This is a genomic window from Deinococcus rhizophilus, from assembly GCF_030271215.1.
GTDB classification, from domain to species: Bacteria; Deinococcota; Deinococci; order Deinococcales; family Deinococcaceae; genus Deinococcus; species Deinococcus rhizophilus.
In genome coordinates this window covers 1-15,769 of sequence record NZ_JASNGB010000055.1, presented here as the reverse complement: position 1 = coordinate 15,769, position 15,769 = coordinate 1, and the positions used below count along the sequence as shown (strand labels likewise).

Genomic DNA, 15,769 nt, shown 5'->3' with positions numbered 1-15,769 from the left:
TGGGCCTGCACCCGCGCCACCGCGTCCCGGACCTGACGGCGCAGCAGCTCGGTCCAGCGGGCGGGGTCATGGCCGGGGGCGACCGGGGCCAGCAGCGCGTACTCGTCGCCGCCCAGGCGGTAGGCGTGGAGGCCCGGGGCCAGCAGACTGCGCCCGAACTCGCGCAGCAGGTCGTCGCCGCTGGCGTGCCCGCGCTCGTCGTTGACCCGCTTCATGCCGTCGAGGTCCACCACGCCCAGCACGTAGCCCTCGCCCGCGGCCGCGAGCCGGGCGTCGGCGTCGTCGAGGGCGTCGTCGAGCGCCCGGCGGTTGCCCAGGCCAGTCAGGGCGTCGGTCAGGGCCGCGCGTTCCAGCGCCTGAAGGTGTTCGGCCCGCTCCAGCGCCACGCCCACGCTGCGGGCGGCGGCCTCCAGCAGCAGGCGTTCTTCCGCCAGCCAGACGGCAGGGTCGCCCAGCCGCGCGAGCAGCAGCACGTAGGCCCCGCCCGGCATGTGCCGCCCGTCCTCGACCTGCACGTGCAGCCACGCGGCGCTCGCCAGCCCGGTGCCCAGCAGTTCGGGGCAGCGCCCGGCGACGGCCCCCGCGTCGTCCAGAAAGACCCGCTCCCAGCCCAGCAGGGTGGCCCGCAGCCCGCCTGCCGGGTCCAGCAGCCGCCAGCGGACCTCGGCCCCGAAGCCGTCGGCGGGGGCCGAGGCGTGGTCGCTCAGGACCTCCGAGCCCCCGCCGGAGAGGTGCAGCAGCCCGGCCCAGTCCAGCCGCATGGCGCCCGCGAGCAGCCGCAGCGCCCGCTGGGCCATCTCGCCGGGGCTCAGCGGCTCGCCCATCAGCTCCGCGAGGTCGCGCAGGGTGTGGGCGTGGTCGCGGGCGCGGGTGAGTTCCTCGGTGCGCAGCCGCAGTTCGAGCTCGTCGATCACCATCTCCGCGAGCAGCTCCAGCGTCTCGCACTCGGCCTCCCCGAACCCGCGCGGCTGGGGCGCGGTCACGCACAGGGTGCCGAGGCGGTGGCCGTCCGGGGTGACCAGGGGCGCGCCCGCGTAGGCGACGACCTCACCCGACCGCACGCTGGGAAGGTCCCGGAAGCGTGGGTCCTGCCGGGCGTCGGGCACCACCATGACCGCCCCCTCCTGCCGCACGGTCCAGACGCAAAAGGACTCGTCCAGGGCGGTCGCGGTCACGTCACCGCCCACGCAGGCTTTGGTCCACTGGTGGTCCTCGCCGACCAGATTGACGGCGGCCAGCGGCACCCCCAGCACCCGCGCCGCCAGCCGGGTGACGCGGTCGAAGGACGTCTCGGGCGGAGTACCCAGCACGCGGTAGCGGGCCAGCGCGGCCAGACGCGCGGGCTCGGAGGGAGAGGGAGGCGGCACAGACACGCCCCGCACCCTAGCGGCTGGCCCCCGCGCCCGCGTGAAGGCTCCCCCCGGCGAACGTGACCCGGCCTTGAGACTCGCGCCCCCACCCCGGGGGAGGGCCTGCCCCCAGACGGGTGCCCCCGGGGAGCCCCCCCCTGACCACCGGCCCATACAAACCACCGGCCCGTACAAGTCGGCCCATACAAACCACCGGCCCGTGCAAGTCGGCCCGTTCAAACCACCGGCCCGTACAATCGGGGGGTGATCCGCCCGTGAATCTGCTGTTTGTCCCGCTGCTCGCCCTGGCCTACCTGCTGGGGTCCATTCCGGCCGCCGCCTGGGTCGCCCGCGCCCGTGGGGTGGACATCCGCCGGGTGGGCAGCGGGAACAGTGGCGCGACCAACGTGCTGCGCTCGGTCGGCAAGGGTCCGGCGGTCGCCGTGGCCGTCTTCGACGTCGTCAAGGGGGCGCTGGCCGTGCTGATCGCGCGGGCGGCGGGCCTCAGCGACGCACAGGCCGCGCTGTGCGGGGTCGCCGCCGTGATCGGGCACAACTTCAGCCCCTTTCTGGGGTTCCGGGGGGGCAAGGGGGTGGCGACCACCTTCGGGACGCTGGTGGCGCTCTCGCCCGCCGTGGGGCTGGGGATGTTCGTGATCGGCATCCTGACCGTCGCCCTGACCCGGCTGGTGTCGGCCGGAAGCATCCTGGGGGGCGTGACGGCGGCGCTGGTCGCCTGGATCACCGGGCAGCCGCTGTGGCTGAGCCTGCTCGTGACGGGTCTGGTGGCCCTGATGGTCTGGCAGCACCGCGAGAACGTGACCCGCCTTCAGGCCGGAAACGAGCGGCGACTGGGCGACAAGGGCCAGAGCGGACGCTAACGGCGTTTGCGCAGGAAGGACAGCCATCCGGCGGCCTGCGGGCGGCCGGGCGGGGCGATGTCCTCCATGCGGATTTCGGGTTCGGGCAGGGGCGCGGCCTCCCAGCCCTCCCCCACCGCAATCTGCCCGCCGAAGCGTCCGGCGGCGTAGCGGGCGTGCCGCAGTTCGGCGTCCACGCTGGTCGCGCGGGGGTCGGCGAGGGCCTGCAGCATGGCCTGCAACGTCTCGTCGGCGCAGACCCAGCGGCCCTGGGTAAACGTGGCTTCCTGACCGTAAATCCGAATCCTGGCGGGCATACCGGGGCTCCCGTCTCCGGGCGGGGACCCCCCTGGGCACCCGCGCCCGGCCTTGATCTTGGCGATGGCGAGCAGCATAGCGCAGCCCCGCGCCGGGCAGGTGTCCCCGGTGACCCCCCGCGCTTGACCCCCCGCCCCCCGGCGGGTACCTTGCCCCCATGCGCCGCCCGACCCCCCGGACCCCCTGAGGGCGGCCCCCCCGCGTTCCCGGCCGCCCGCGCCCCCCGCGAGGCGGAATTTTTCTTTGGAGGAGAGACCTATGCGCGTCGCCATTGTGGGAGCCACCGGAGCGGTCGGCCACGAACTTCTGCGGGTGCTGGAAAAGAGCACGCTGAAATTCGACGAAGTGCAGCTGTACGCCAGCCCGCGCTCGGCGGGCAGCACCCTCTCTTTTGCGGGTCAGGACCTCACCGTGCGGGCCACCCCGGAAGGGGCCATTCCCGCGGACGTGATCCTGGCCTCGGCGGGGGGCTCGATCAGCAAGGAAAGAGCCCCGGCGTGGGTGGCGGGCGGCGCGGTCGTGATCGACAACTCCAGCGCCTTCCGCCTCGACCCGCAGGTGCCGCTGGTGGTGCCCGAGGTCAACGGGGAAGCGGCGCTCTCGCACCGGGGCATCATCGCCAACCCCAACTGCACCACGGCCATCGCCGCCGTCGCGGTCGCGCCGCTGCACCGGGCGTTCGGGGTGCGCCGCATGATCGTCTCGACCTATCAGGCGACGAGTGGGGCCGGGCAGAAGGGCATGGAGGAACTGCTGACCCAGACCCACATGGTCCTGCACGGCAAGGAGGCCGGGGCCGAGGTCTTCGCGCACCCCATTCCCTTCAACGTCATCCCGCACATCGACACCTTCGGGGACAACGGCTACACCCGCGAGGAGATGAAGGTCGTCTGGGAGACGCGCAAGATCCTCGGGGACGAGTCGCTGCAGATCAGCTGCACCGCCGTCCGCATCCCCACCCTGCGCACCCACGCCGAGGCGATCACGCTGGAACTGGAGCGCCCCGCCACCCCCGAGCAGGCCCGCGAGATTCTGCGGGCGGCGGCGGGCGTGGAGGTCCGCGACGACCCGGCGGGCAAGCTCTACCCCATGCCGCTGACCGCGACGGGCAAGTACGACGTGGAGGTGGGCCGCATCCGCGCCAGCCTCGTCTTTGGGGGCGGGCTGGACCTGTTCGTGGCGGGGGACCAGTTGCTCAAGGGCGCGGCGCTCAATGCCGTGCAGATCGCGGAATACCTGCAGCAGCAGGGGGCGCTGCGGGGGCGGGTCACGGGCTAACCGCACTCCTCACCTCCCTGCGGCAGACTGGGGCCATGCGCTCCCCTTCCCCACTCCCGCGCCGTCCCCGCTCTCCGGTGGGGGCGGCCCTGCTGCTGACCGCACTGCTGGTGGGCGGCGTGTGGGCGCAGGAGGTCGTGGACCAGTTCGCCTTCGGGGGGCGGCTGGACCTGTACGGGATCGTCCCGCGTGACCCCACCCGGCTGGAGAACGTGCTGACCGCGCCCTTCCTGCACGGGGATTTCGCGCACCTGATCGCCAACACCGGGCCGCTGGCGGTGCTGGCCTTCATGGGGGCGCTGCGGGGAGTGGGGCGGTTCCTGGCGGCGAATGCCGTGATCATCCTGCTGGGCGGCGGGCTGGTGTGGCTGCTGGGCCGGGGCGGGAGCCTGCACCTGGGGGCCAGCCTGCTGGTCTTCGGGTACCTCGCCTACCTGCTGGGGGTGGGCTGGTGGGAGCGGACGCTGGGAGCGATTCTGGCGGCCTTGCTCGCCCTCTTCCTGTACGGCGGCGTGCTGTGGGGCGTGCTGCCGACCAATCCGCTGGTGTCGTGGGAGGCGCACCTCTTCGGCTTCGTGGCGGGGCTGGTCGCGGCGGCGTGGCTGCACGGGCGGCGGCCCCCCCCTCAGGCCAGCCCGTATTCCCCGCCTGCGAGGTTCTGACGCACCCGCGCCACCAGCCGCCCCTGCTCCGGCCAGAACAGGGGCGGCGCGGCGTTCAGGGGGTGCCACTCCAGCCGGAAGCCGGGTTCCAGCGGCGTCACACCGACCTCCCCGGTGACTCCCAGGAAATAGCGGGTGACCTGCCAGCGCGTCCGGGCAGAGTTCTGCCGCTCCAGCACGCCGAGATCAGCCACGAGGCGCACCGCCGTCAGCCCCGCTTCCTCGCGCAATTCGCGGTGCAGGGCCTGTTCGTGGGTCTCGCCGGGTTCCAGACCGCCCTTCGGAAGCTGGCGATAGTCGCCCGGCTCCACGACGACGGCGACCTGCCATTCCCCGCCCCCGCGCCGCAGCACCACCGTGCCCACGCTGGCCCGCCCGGGGAGGTCCGGGGGCCGAACGTACCAGGAGTCGTCGGGCGGCGGGAGGCTCACAGGGTGACCATGCCCCCCGGCGTTTCCAGCATCGCGGACAGCTCGGGCTGCGGGGCCTCGTAGACCTCCACGTCGCCCGCGAGGGGCAGGGCGTCCAGCCGGGCGCGCAGGACGTCGGGGTCGGGGGTGCCCAGCCGCAGGGTCAGCAGGCGCACCCCGGCGTCGGGCAGGCGTGCTGAAGGGGGCGGCGTGTGCCACTCGATCAGGTTGGGCACGACCCCGCCGCCCGGCAGCGAGCCGTCCGGCGGCACCGTGAGCGTCCAGCGGTTCTCGCCGCGCGAGAGCTCCAGCGCCTCCCCGTGGGGGGCAAGGTTCATTCCGGCGAGGCTCGGCACTCGGGCGACCCAGTGAATCAGGACGGGGCCGTCCTTCAGCCGTTCCTGCACTTCCGGCGTGTCCAGCCCGAACCAGCGCGGGCGGGCCGGAGCCGGGGCCGCCGGGTTGAGCGCAATCACCTCCAGGTAGAGGTCCGGTCCCAGCGAGAGCAGCGCGTTGTGGGTGCCGAACAGGGCGTGCTCGCCGCCGGGCTGGGTGGGCACCCCCAGGCGGCCTTCCAGCCAGGCCCGGCCCTCGTCCAGCGTGCGGGCGGCGACGACGAGGTGGTCGGGAATGGCGGCGGACATGGGACGAGCATACCGGTCAGCGGTCCGCTGTTCCCGTTCCCTATGCCCCGCGCGGACGGCTCATGCCCACCGGGTCGCCCAGCAGGATCGCCGCCGCCTTCTCGCCGCTTTCCATCGCGCCCTGAACGCTGCTCATGGAGGTGACCTCGGACGCCAGCAGCACGCCGGGCAACCCGGTCGCGTGTCCCGCCAGGGTCGCGGCGTACTCGGGCGGCTGGGGAAACTGCGCGAAAGGGATGCGCTCGACATGCAGGGTCCGCAAGCCCGCCGCCCCCGCTCCGTACCAGCGGCCCAGCTCGCCGCGCACGCGGGCATCGAGGGCGTCGTCGTCGAGGTCGGGCAGGCCCAGCACCGTCACCGTCAGGAGATGGCCCCCGGCGGGTGCCCGCTCCGGAATCGCCTCGCTGACCCACTGGGCGTTGTTGATGAAGCCCTCCTCGGCGTTCAGCAACAGCCGGGGCTGAGGGTCCAGCCGGGTCCCCGAGGCGTAGTGCAGGTAGGTGCTCCCCAGCCGCCCGCGCGAGAGCGGCTCGCCGGTCAGGGCAGCGGCGGTGTCCGCGTCGGTCGCCACCAGGACGCTGCTCGCGTCCAGTTCCCCCGCGCCCGTCACCAGGGTCACGCCCTCTGGCCGGGGCCGCAGCGCGGTCACCTGGACCCCGGTGGTCACGTCCAGCCCCGCCGCGAGCTGCCGGGGCAGTTCCCCTATCCCTGCGCGGGGCAGGGCCGCGCCGCCATCCAGCAGCATCCGGAAGTAGTAGCGAAACAGCCGCGCACTCGTGTGCAGGTCGCGCCGCAGGAAGATGCCCCCGAAAAAGGGCCGGAAGAAGTTCGTCAGCGCCCCCTCGCTGAAGCCCTGGCGGCGCAGGTAGCTCTCGGTCGTCTCGTCCGGGCCGACGAGCAGGGTGTGGGGCGCGGGCAGCGCCAGCCGCGCGGCGAGGCGGGCCACCCGCGCCTTGTCCGCCAGGGTCAGGGCCTTCGTGGTCAGGGTCGAGGGCAGGCTGGCCGGGTCACGGCGGGGGTCGCCCAGCACGTCTGCCCGCTCGCCGCGCCGCACCACGCCCGCCGGAGCGATGGGCACGAGGTCCAGCGCCGCGAGGTCCACATTCCGCCGCAGGGCCGGGTACGCCGGAAACAGCACCTGATAGCCCGCGTCGAGCGTGTAGCCCTCCACCATCCGGCTCATGACCCGCCCGCCGACCTGCTCCCCCGCCTCCAGCACCCGCACCCGCCGCCCCGATTGCGTCAGCACCCGCGCCGCCGTGAGGCCCGCCAGTCCCGCGCCCACCACCACGATGTCACCCATGGGGGGGAGGCTATCAGCCGTCAGCTTTTGGGGCTCAGGTCCAGCCCGTAACACAGGCTGCCCTCCACCCCCACGTAGTACCCGTAGTTGGGAATGCGCCGGAAGCCCGCCGACCCGTAGAGGTGCAGGGCCTCGGCCTGACGGTCGCCGGTCTCGAGGACGAGGCGCGTATAGCCCAGCGCCCGCCCCCGTTCGATCAGCCCCGCCAGAAGCTGCCGCCCCAGGCCCCGGCCCCGCGCTTCCGGGACGGTGTACATGCGCTTGACCTCGGCCGTGCCCACGTCCAGGCGCTTGAGGGCGCCGCAGGCCAGCAGCTCGCCCCCCTCCTCCACCCCCAGCAGCACGCTGCCCTCGCCCGCGAGCACGGCGGGGTCGAAGGGTTCGGTGCGCTCGTCGGTGTCGCCGTAGAGGGTCCGCAGCTCGCGCTGCTGCGCGGTCATCAGCCGGGCGGCGCGGGGGTCGTCGAAGCTGAGGGGAAGCAGGGGCATGGGCGAGAGCCTACTCCCCGGCTCCGGACGCCAGCACCCGCCCGCCTTCGTCCCTCACCTGAAATGCGTAGGCGTCGGTCACGAGCCGCTCCCAGCTCACCCGGAACCCCTGACAGGACCCCGGCACTGCGAGTGCGGATTCGGCGGGGTAGCCGCCCCGTTCCTGCCGGGTCAGTTCCAGCGTGCGCGAGAGGTCGTTGGCGCAGTGGGTCGCGGCGGCCTGCTGCACGGTGGCGGCCGCGTCCGCCGGAACAGCTCGAGCGGCGGCCAGGGCTTCCACCCGCGCCTCCAGCTCGGTCACGCGGGCTTCCAGCCGGGTCACCTCGGCGCGGGCCTCGCGGTCCTGGCAGGCGGTGAGGGGCAGCAGGGCGAGCAGCAGCAGGGCACGCACGGGGATCAGCGGTCGAGCACGCTGATGACCTCGACGTGGCTGGTCTGCGGGTAGAAGTCGTGCGGGGTCACCGACCCCAGCTTCCAGCCGCGCTGCACGAAGCCGCCCACGTCCCGCGCCCAGGTCGCGGGGTCGCAGCTCACGTAGACCAGGCGGTCGGCGGTGCTGGCCTGGATATGCTCGCGGGCTTCGGGCTCCAGCCCGGCGCGGGGCGGGTCCACCACGATCACGTCCACGCCGATCTCGCTGAAGCGGGCCGCGTCGCCGCTGCGGTAGGTCACGTTGCGCTCGCCGCTGAGGGCCGCCGCCTGCCGCCCCCGCGCCAAGGCCTCCGGCGCCGAGTCCAGCACGGTCACGCGGGTGAAGCTGGGCGAGAGGTGCCTCCCGATGGCCCCCGAGCCGCCGTAGAGGTCCACGGCGTGCGTGCCCTGTCCGGCCAGTTCCGCCGCGCGGAGGTAGGCCAGCCCCGCCGCTTCCGGGTTCACCTGCGCGAAGCCGGTCGCGGTGACGCCCACCTGCACCCGCCCGAAGGTCTCCTGCACCTCGGCCTCGCCCGCGATCAACCTCACGGCGGCCCCGAAGCGGCGCCCGGCGGGTTCCGCCAGGCTCACGCCGACCACCCCCGCGTCCATCAGGTGATCGGAGGCCCGCAGGAAGACGCGCGGCTCGCCCGCCCCGATCAACGCGGCGACCACCTCCCCGGTCAGGCGGCTGGCGCGAAAGGCGACCTCGGTGGCGGGGTCGAGCTGCTCGGGGTCAATGCGGTCCATCACGGCCTGAATGGCCTCCATCACCAGCGGGTCCTGGCCAACAACCAGCGGCGAGGCGCCCCGGCGTTCGCGGTAGGCGAGGCCCGCCGGGGTCACGAGGTACTGCGCGGTGTTGCGGTAGCGCCACTCGCGCGGGCTGGGCACCGTCTCGGCCACCGGGTGCCGCAGCTTGGCGATGCGCGTCAGGGCTTCTTCCACGAAGCCGCGCTTGTAGGCGAGCTGCGCCGGGTACGCCGCGTGTGCGAGGTCCACGGTCGGGAGGTCGGGGCCGTCCACCCGGTCGGGGCTGGGGGTCAGCACCCGGCGGGTCACGCCCTGGCGCACGCCCCGGCCCGCGCGAATCTCGGCCTCCACCCGTTCGCCGGGCAGGGCGCCGCGTACCAGCACCACGCCGGACTCGTCCCGGGACAGACCCAGCCCCCCGGCGACCAGTTTCTCGATTTCCAGCGTGAGCAGAGCGTCAGACATATGGGGAACAGGGTAGCGCGGGCGGGGGGTCAGGATTGCCCGAGCGTTTCCCCCACCACCCGCGCCCACTGCGCCCCGTCCGGCACATGGCCCATCCCGGTGACCTCCAGCAGTTCCGCACCGGAAACCCTTGCAAATTCACGTCCCAGCACCGGAGGACAGAGGCGGTCTTCCCCGCCCACCACCACCCAGGTCGGCCCCCCGATGCGCCCGGCGTGCGTCAGCGGCGAGCCGTCCACCCACTGCTCCAGCGTCAGCACCGCGTCGTAGTAGCGGCGCAGGGTGGCCGAGGAGGTGGTGTCGTAGATGCCGCGCAGATCGGTGGGGGCGTTAATGGCGACGGTCTGCCCCACCCGGTGCCCCTGCGCCGCCGCCAGCAGCGCGACCAGTCCGCCCAGCGAAAGCCCCAGCACAGCCGTCGAGGTGACCCACGACTGGGCCTCCAGCCACGCCAGCACCCGCCCCAGGTCGCCCGGCCCGCTGCGCCCGTAGTCGTCGCAGCCGCCCGACCCGCGCCAGCCGCGCAGCGAGAGGCTGAGGGCGTGCCAGCCTGCCGAGTGGAGCAGCCGGGCCGGAGTCGCCATATCCGAGGCGTCCTGGCCCCAGCCGTGCAACAGCAGGACGGCGGGCGCGGGGTCCGGCTGACGCCACAGGTAGCCGCCCAGCGTCACGTCCCCGCAGGGAACCGTGAGCTGGGCGGCGTCGGGGAGGTCCGGCAACTCCAGACCGGGCACCCTCATGGGCTTCAGCCCTCCTCGTACTCCAGGTAGGTGTAGCCCAGCAGCTCCTCGCCGTAGTCCTCCAGCAGCTCCTGCTCCTGACCGCCCGGCAGGGTGCCCACCTTCAGGGCGGCGTCGGCCTGATCCTCGATGGAGTCGCGCAGCATGACTTCCTCGTAGCCCATCGACTCGATCATGCGCCGCGCCTTCTGCCCGCGCACGAAGAGGTCGATGTGGAACTTGCCGCCGGGCCGCACCGTCACGTGCGCCTCGCTGACCTTGCCGAAGAGGTTGTGCGAGCTGCCCAGCACGTCCTGATAGGCCCCCATCAGGAAGGCGCCCAGGTAGTAGGGCCGCTCCCCCGGCTCGTGCAGCGGCAACGTGGCCTTCACGTCGCGCAGGTCGATGAATTTCTCGATCTTGCCGTCTGAGTCGCAGGTGATGTCCACGATGGTGCCCTGCCGGGTCGGGCGTTCCCCCAGGCGGTCGAGCGGCACGATGGGAAACAGCGCCTGAATCGCCCAGTTGTCGGGTAGGCTCTGAAACAGCGAGAAGTTGCAGATGTACTTGTCGGCCAGCACCTTCTGGAGGTCTTCCAGCTCGTCGGGCACGTACTTCTCGCCCTGGATCAGCTTGGCGATCTTGCGCAGGATCGCGTTGAAGAGGGCCTCGCCGCGTGCCCGGTCGTCCAGGGTCACGTAGCCGAGGTCGAAGAGGTTGTGCAGCGTCTGCTTGTCGCCCACCGCGTCGTTGTACATCTCGCGGTAGTTGCGCGCCGAGATGTTCACCAGAATCTCTTCGAGGTCCTTGATGATCTGGTGGCTGTCCTCGTTGGGCGCGGCGAGTTCCTCAAGGTCGCGGGTGGGGCCGGTCACGTCCACGACGGGCATCACCAGCACCGCGTGGTGGGCGGTCAGCGCCCGGCCCGACTCGGAGATGATGGTCGGCTCGGGCACCTCGCGGGCCTTGCAGACCTCCTGCACGGTGTACACCACGTCGGCGGCGTACTCGCCCACGGTGTAGTTCATGGAGGCGTAGAAGGTCGTCTTGGAGCCGTCGTAGTCCACGCCCAGGCCGCCGCCCACGTTGAGGTACTTGAGCTGCGCCCCCGCCGCGATGAGTCCCGCGTAGGTCTGGGTCGCCTCGCGCACCGCGACCTTGACCCGGCGGATGTCGGTGATCTGCGACCCGATGTGGGTGTGCAGCATCACCAGGGAATCGAGCATGTTCTCCTCGCGCAGCCGCTCGACCACCCGCAGCAGCTCGTAGGCGTTCAGCCCGAACTTGGCCTGGTCGCCGCCGGACTCCTCCCACTGCCCCGAGCCGCGCGCGTGCAGCTTGAAGCGCACGCCCACCATCGGCTTGACGCCCAGCGCCCTGGCCTGCTTGAGCACCCGGTCGAGTTCGGAGTACTTCTCCAGCGTGATGACCACGTTCTTGCCCAGCGTGCGGCCCCACAGCGCCAGCTTGATAAAACCGTCGTCCTTGAAGCCGTTGCAGCACAGCAGGGCGTCGGGGTGCATCCGCTGGGCGAGGCACAGCGCCAGCTCGGCCTTGCTGCCCGCCTCCAGGCCGTGGGCGTAGTCGTACCCGGCGGCGGCCACCGACTCCACGACGACCCGGCGCTGGTTGACCTTGATCGGAAAGACACCCTGGTAGTGGCCCTGGTAGCCGTACTCGGCGATGGCCTTGTTGAAGGCGTCGTTGAGGTGCTTGACCCGCCCCGCCACGACCTGCGGAAAGCGCAGGATGACCGGGAGGCTCTCGCCGCGCTCCACGATCTCGTCCACGATGGCGCGCAGGGGGGCGTGCAGGCCCGGCGAGGGGGTCACTTCCATCTGGCCCTTGTCGGAGACGCGGAACCAGCCGCCGCTCCAGTTGGGAACCTGGTACAGCTCGGCGGCGTCGGCGGTGGAAAAGGGGGTAGCAGCAGTCAAGTCAGGCGTCCTCCGGGGTGGGGTAGGCTCGCCGTGCGCGGGGTTCGGAGTGTGCCTGGACAGCAGCTCAGGAGGACTCAACGGACGCCGTGCGAAACCGGGGCGCATGATACGGCGAAACGCCCGGAGGGGTAGGGGTCCAGACGGCAATTGGAAGCCCGGCAGCCAGAAGTCGGGTGCACGACCGGGCGCACCACAAGGCGCACCGCAAGAGGGAGAGCGAGGCCCCTGATGGCACCTCGCTCTCCCCCCTTCTTCTGGCGGTCCGGACGGGATTTGAACCCGCGACCTACTGCGTGACAGGCAGTTATGCTAACCGCTACACTACCGGACCAGAACTGACGGACCAACTCTGGCACAGGCCAGCGGAGAAGAGAGTACGGGCGGAACGGCGGGAAGTCAAGCCGCGCTAGCCTGAAGCGTATGACAACGCAGCCAGGGCAGGTCGTCTTCACACGCGGGGGCCTCCCCGAGAGCGTGCATACGGTTCACGTCGCGGTGGTGAATGCCTCGGGCAAGGTCGTGGCGGCGTGCGGCGACGCGGGTCTCGTCACCTTTCCGCGCTCCAGCTCCAAGCCGGTGCAGGCCCTGCCGCTGGCCCTGGCCGCGCCGGAGCTGCCGGGGGACGAACTCGCGGTCGCCTGCGCCAGCCATGCCGGAACCCCCGAGCATCTGGCGGTGGTGGCGCGGCTCCTGGCGCGGTCAGGCAGCACGGTGGCCGACCTGCGCTGCGGCACCCATCCGCCCTTCGATCCGGGAGCGGCGGCAGACCTGATTCGGCAGGGTGAGGCTCCGACGCCGCTGCACCACAACTGCTCGGGCAAGCACGCGGGGATGCTGCTCGCCTGCGTCCGGCACGGCTGGCCGCGCGAGGGGTACACGGAGCACGGCCACCCGCTGCAAGTCCGCATCCGGGAGTTGCACGCGGAACTCGGCGGGGTGGGGCTGGAGGACGTGCAGGCCGGGACCGACGGGTGCAGCGTGCCCGCCTTTGCGCTGCCGCTGCACGCCACGGCGCGAATCTTTGCGCGGCTGGCGGCGCCGCAGGGCGAGCTGGCCCCGGCGTTGGAACGCATCTTCCAGGCGATGACCGCCCATCCCTTCCTGATCGCCGGACCCGGACGGCTCGACACCACGCTGATGCCCCTCGTCCCCGGCCTCGCCGCCAAGATGGGCGCGGAGGCGTTTTACGGCCTGGCGCTCAGGCAGACCCCACGCGGGCCGCTGGGTGTGGCCTTCAAGATCGTGGACGGCGGCGAGCGCGCGCGGCCCCACGTCGCCCTCGCGGTGCTGGAGGCGCTGGGCGTGCCCGTCACCCCAGAGCTGCGGGCGCTCGCCCCCGCCACGCTGACGAACTGGGCGGGGCGCGAGGTCGGCGGGGTGGAGGCGCAGGTCGGGCTGACGTGGGGGTGAGTCAGCTCCGGAACAGCGCCAGATAGGCCTCCAGCGGCCCCAGCCCCACCCCGGCCCGCCGCGCGTCCACATCGCCGGGTTCCAGCGGAAAGGGGTGGCCGTCTACCTGCACCTGCGTGCCGTAGCGCTGCGGCCTGCCCTGGCGGATGCAGAGGCGGTCATGCAGGTACGCGGCATGGGACGGGTCCACCTCGCCGGGGGGCTGGGTGTGCAGCAGTGCCAGCACCTCCTTTTGAAAGGCCAGGTCGGGCGAATGCTGCGCGAGCAGGAAGGCGGCGGTCGCCCCGTCCTCCCCCACCCGTGAGCGGCCCGGCCAGCCCTCCCGCGCCACGGCCTCCCGCAGCACGCGGGTGGATTCGGTATCGAAGGTGAGCCAGGCAGCGGCATCCACCGGACCGGAGCGCAGCCTCACGTCCTCCGCCAGGCGGGAGAGAAGCCAGTCACGAAATTCGGCTGCATACCTTGACCTCCGGTGCATCCTGCGCTATGTTTTGTCCATCACCGCCCGACGAGGCGGCTTTTTTATTGCCCGTTCATTGCCCGCTCTCCCCCGCGTCCAGCCGCCCCTCCACCGCCGCGAGGGCGAAGGCGAACTCCTCGGCGATCTCGTTCAGCGCGTCGTAGCGGCCGCTGGAGCCGCCGTGTCCCGCGCCCATGTTCGTCTTGAGAACCAGCACGCCGCTGCCGGGCTGCCGCAGGTCGCGCAACCGCGCCACGTACTTGGCGGGTTCCCAGTAGGCCACCCGGGGGTCGTTCAGGCCGGTGCTCACGAACAGGTGGGGGTAGCGGGCAGGTTTGAGGTTGTCGTAGGGGCTGTACTCGCGCATGGTGGCGTAGGCGTCCGGGTCGCCCGGGTTGCCCCACTCGTCGTACTCGCCCGTGGTCAGCGGAATGGAGTCGTCCAGCATGGTGGACAGCACGTCCACGAAGGGCACCCCGACGAAGGCGGCCTTCCACAGGTCGGGGCGCAGGTTGACCACCGCGCCCATCAGGAGGCCGCCCGCGCTGCGGCCCATCGCCACGAGGTCGCCCGCGACGCCCGCCGCCCGCAGCTCCTCGCCCGCCGCGATGAAGTCGGTGAAGGTGTTCCTCTTGTGGGCGAGCCTTCCGGCGTCGTACCAGCGCCGCCCCAGCTCCGAGCCGCCCCGGATGTGCGCGGTGGCCCACACCCAGCCCCGGTCCAGCAGCGGCAGCCGCGAGAGGCTGAAGGCCGGGTCCATCGACGCCCCGTAGGAGCCGTACCCGTACAGCAGCGTGGGCGCGGGCAGGGCCGTGTCGCGGCGCCGCACCAGACTGACGGGCACCCGCTCGCCGTCGGGGGCGGTGGCCCAGACCTGCTCGGCCACGTAGTCCGCCGGGTCGTAGTTCGGCACGGGCGTGGCCTTTACCAGCGCCGTCTCCAGCGTGTCCAGATTCAGGTCCAGATGCTCCAGGGGGCGGGTCAGGCTGGTGTAGAGGATGCGGGCCGTCGCCGTCTCGAAGACGTGGTTGGCCCCGATGCGGACGGTATAGCTGGCCTCGGGGAACTCGACGCGGCGGGCGGGGCCGTAGCCCTGGGCCGTGCGGGGCAGCACCCACAGGCGGGTGAAGCCCCCCTCGCGCCCGGAGACCAGCAGATGCCCGGCGAAGAGGTGCATTCCGGTGAGGTGCCGCTGGGGATCGTGGGGCAGCACGTCTTCCGCGTCGGCCCAGGTCAGGCCCTCCCCCGAAAAAGGACGCTTCGGCAGGCGCACCAGCCGGAACTCGGACGCGCCGCCCCCGTTCGTCAGCGCGAGCCAGTGGTCGCCGCCGTCGGTGAGGCTGACCTCCACGCCGCGCTCGCGGGGGAGGATCACCTGGGGCCGGGCGGCGGAGTCGCGGGTGTCCAGCACCGCCACCTCGTCGGCCATGTTGGCGGAACTGCCCAGCAGCAGCGTCTCGCCGTTTTCCGCCACCTGCGCCCAGGCGTAGAAGGTGGGGTCGGCCTCGTGCCACAGCTCCTCATCAGCGGTCTGGGGCTGGCCCAACGTATGGCGATGGATGCGGTCAGGGCGCTGGGTCGCGTCCTGGGTGGCGTAGTAGAGGGTACGGCCGTCCGCGCTCCAGTCCAGGGTCCAGCCGCTCACGCCGGTGAGGGGGGCTTCGGCGGGTTCACCCGTCGCCGTGTCCAGCACGCGCAGCTCCCACAGCTCCTGCCCGGTGGTGTCCAGCAGGTAGGCCCAGTGGCGCCCGTCGGGGCTGGGGCGGGTCACGTACACCCAGACGTTGGCGTGGCCCTCGCGCTCCTTCAGCGCGTTGAGGTCGAGGAGCAGCTGCCCCTCCCCACCCGCGCGGGGCCGCCGCAGGAACAGGGGGTGCGCCCGGCCCTCCTCGGTGCGGGTGAAGTACTCCCAGTCGCCTTCGGGCACGGGGGGCTGGTCGTCTTCCTCCTGCACGTGGGAGAGCAGTTCGCGGTAGATGGCCTGCTGAGTCTCGCGCAGCGGGGCCATCACCGCGCCGAGGTGGGCGTTTTCGGCTTCCAGGTACCCCAGCACCTCCGGGTCGGCCTTGCCCTGGGTCCTCAGCCAGTGGTAGTCGTCGGGGCGAGATTCACCGTGGAGGCTGTGGAGGAGGGGCTTCTTGGCGGCGCGGGGCGGGGTCATGCCTGAGCGTAGCAAGGCGGGGGCGCTAGGCTGGCTGCATGTTCCGCCGTGACCCCCTGCACGCCGCCCGGCGCGAGCTGGAGGCGGTGCTGGAGCGCGACCTGCGCCCGGCGCTGCCCCTGCTGCGGGCCGCCCTGC

The 15,769-nt window shown here is 72.4% G+C and carries 16 protein-coding genes and 1 tRNA gene; 4 read left to right on the top strand and 13 right to left on the bottom strand.

Going from position 1 to position 15,769, the window contains the following annotated elements:
* Window positions 1–1,373: sensor domain-containing diguanylate cyclase (locus QOL99_RS07905; protein ID WP_285522819.1), on the bottom strand; the 1,373-nt coding region annotated here is incomplete at its 3' end.
* Window positions 1,374–1,630: 257 nt separating this feature from the next.
* Between QOL99_RS07905 and plsY the strand changes: the two genes are divergently transcribed.
* Window positions 1,631–2,230, top strand: coding sequence for a glycerol-3-phosphate 1-O-acyltransferase PlsY (gene plsY, locus QOL99_RS07900; protein ID WP_285522821.1), 600 nt, complete (start codon window positions 1,631–1,633; stop codon window positions 2,228–2,230).
* On the opposite strand, the gene QOL99_RS07895 is transcribed toward plsY, so the two are convergent.
* Window positions 2,227–2,526 (bottom strand): hypothetical protein, encoded by a 300-nt coding sequence (locus QOL99_RS07895; RefSeq protein ID WP_285522817.1) that lies wholly within the window; start codon window positions 2,524–2,526, stop codon window positions 2,227–2,229. The genes plsY and QOL99_RS07895 overlap by 4 nt on opposite strands.
* 259 nt (window positions 2,527–2,785) lie before the next feature.
* Here QOL99_RS07895 and QOL99_RS07890 point away from each other — a divergent pair, with 259 nt between their 5' ends.
* Both QOL99_RS07890 and QOL99_RS07885 read left to right on the top strand, forming a co-directional pair.
* On the top strand, window positions 2,786–3,805 hold the full coding sequence (locus tag QOL99_RS07890) for an aspartate-semialdehyde dehydrogenase (protein ID WP_285522815.1): 1,020 nt from the start codon (window positions 2,786–2,788) through the stop codon (window positions 3,803–3,805).
* A 35-nt stretch (window positions 3,806–3,840) separates the two neighbouring features.
* Complete coding sequence (locus QOL99_RS07885; RefSeq protein ID WP_285522813.1) at window positions 3,841–4,467, top strand: rhomboid family intramembrane serine protease; 627 nt, start codon at window positions 3,841–3,843, stop codon at window positions 4,465–4,467.
* Here the strand turns inward: QOL99_RS07885 and QOL99_RS07880 are convergent.
* The 9 genes from QOL99_RS07880 to QOL99_RS07840 all read right to left on the bottom strand — a co-directional run bounded on the left by QOL99_RS07880 (window position 4,431) and on the right by QOL99_RS07840 (window position 11,931).
* A complete protein-coding gene (locus QOL99_RS07880; protein ID WP_285522811.1) occupies window positions 4,431–4,898 on the bottom strand; it encodes an NUDIX domain-containing protein in 468 nt (155 codons plus the stop codon). The two genes, QOL99_RS07885 and QOL99_RS07880, sit on opposite strands and share 37 nt — an antisense overlap.
* Complete coding sequence (locus tag QOL99_RS07875) at window positions 4,895–5,521, bottom strand: VOC family protein (RefSeq protein WP_285522810.1); 627 nt, start codon at window positions 5,519–5,521, stop codon at window positions 4,895–4,897. Before QOL99_RS07875 ends, QOL99_RS07880 begins: the two co-directional genes overlap by 4 nt.
* A gap of 40 nt (window positions 5,522–5,561) precedes the next feature.
* Window positions 5,562–6,824 (bottom strand): NAD(P)/FAD-dependent oxidoreductase, encoded by a 1,263-nt coding sequence (locus QOL99_RS07870; RefSeq protein WP_285522809.1) that lies wholly within the window; start codon window positions 6,822–6,824, stop codon window positions 5,562–5,564.
* 20 nt (window positions 6,825–6,844) lie between these two features.
* The gene (locus QOL99_RS07865; protein WP_285522808.1) at window positions 6,845–7,312 is read right to left on the bottom strand and encodes a GNAT family N-acetyltransferase; all 468 of its coding nucleotides are present in this window, start codon (window positions 7,310–7,312) and stop codon (window positions 6,845–6,847) included.
* Window positions 7,313–7,322: 10 nt separating this feature from the next.
* Window positions 7,323–7,703 (bottom strand): hypothetical protein, encoded by a 381-nt coding sequence (locus QOL99_RS07860; protein ID WP_285522807.1) that lies wholly within the window; start codon window positions 7,701–7,703, stop codon window positions 7,323–7,325.
* 5 nt (window positions 7,704–7,708) lie between these two features.
* A complete protein-coding gene (locus tag QOL99_RS07855) occupies window positions 7,709–8,941 on the bottom strand; it encodes a class I SAM-dependent RNA methyltransferase (RefSeq protein ID WP_285522805.1) in 1,233 nt (410 codons plus the stop codon).
* A gap of 29 nt (window positions 8,942–8,970) precedes the next feature.
* Window positions 8,971–9,681: an alpha/beta hydrolase family protein gene (locus QOL99_RS07850; protein ID WP_285522803.1), complete on the bottom strand. Its 711-nt coding sequence runs from the start codon at window positions 9,679–9,681 to the stop codon at window positions 8,971–8,973.
* 5 nt (window positions 9,682–9,686) lie between these two features.
* On the bottom strand, window positions 9,687–11,597 hold the full coding sequence (gene speA, locus QOL99_RS07845) for a biosynthetic arginine decarboxylase (RefSeq protein WP_285522802.1): 1,911 nt from the start codon (window positions 11,595–11,597) through the stop codon (window positions 9,687–9,689).
* 258 nt (window positions 11,598–11,855) lie between these two features.
* Window positions 11,856–11,931: transfer RNA gene (locus QOL99_RS07840), tRNA-Asp, on the bottom strand.
* Between the two features lie 89 nt (window positions 11,932–12,020).
* On the opposite strand from QOL99_RS07840, the gene QOL99_RS07835 reads away from it, so the two are divergent.
* Entirely contained in the window at window positions 12,021–13,010 is a 990-nt protein-coding gene (locus QOL99_RS07835; RefSeq protein ID WP_285522800.1) for an asparaginase, read from the top strand.
* Window position 13,011: 1 nt separating this feature from the next.
* Here QOL99_RS07835 and QOL99_RS07830 read toward each other — a convergent pair whose 3' ends face one another.
* Both QOL99_RS07830 and QOL99_RS07825 read right to left on the bottom strand, forming a co-directional pair.
* A complete protein-coding gene (locus QOL99_RS07830) occupies window positions 13,012–13,422 on the bottom strand; it encodes a DUF6624 domain-containing protein (protein ID WP_285522798.1) in 411 nt (136 codons plus the stop codon).
* Window positions 13,423–13,543: 121 nt separating this feature from the next.
* Window positions 13,544–15,631 carry a S9 family peptidase gene (locus tag QOL99_RS07825; RefSeq protein WP_285522796.1) on the bottom strand — a complete coding sequence of 696 codons (2,088 nt, stop codon included), beginning with the start codon at window positions 15,629–15,631 and terminating at the stop codon, window positions 13,544–13,546.
* Between the last annotated feature and the right edge of the window lie 138 nt (window positions 15,632–15,769).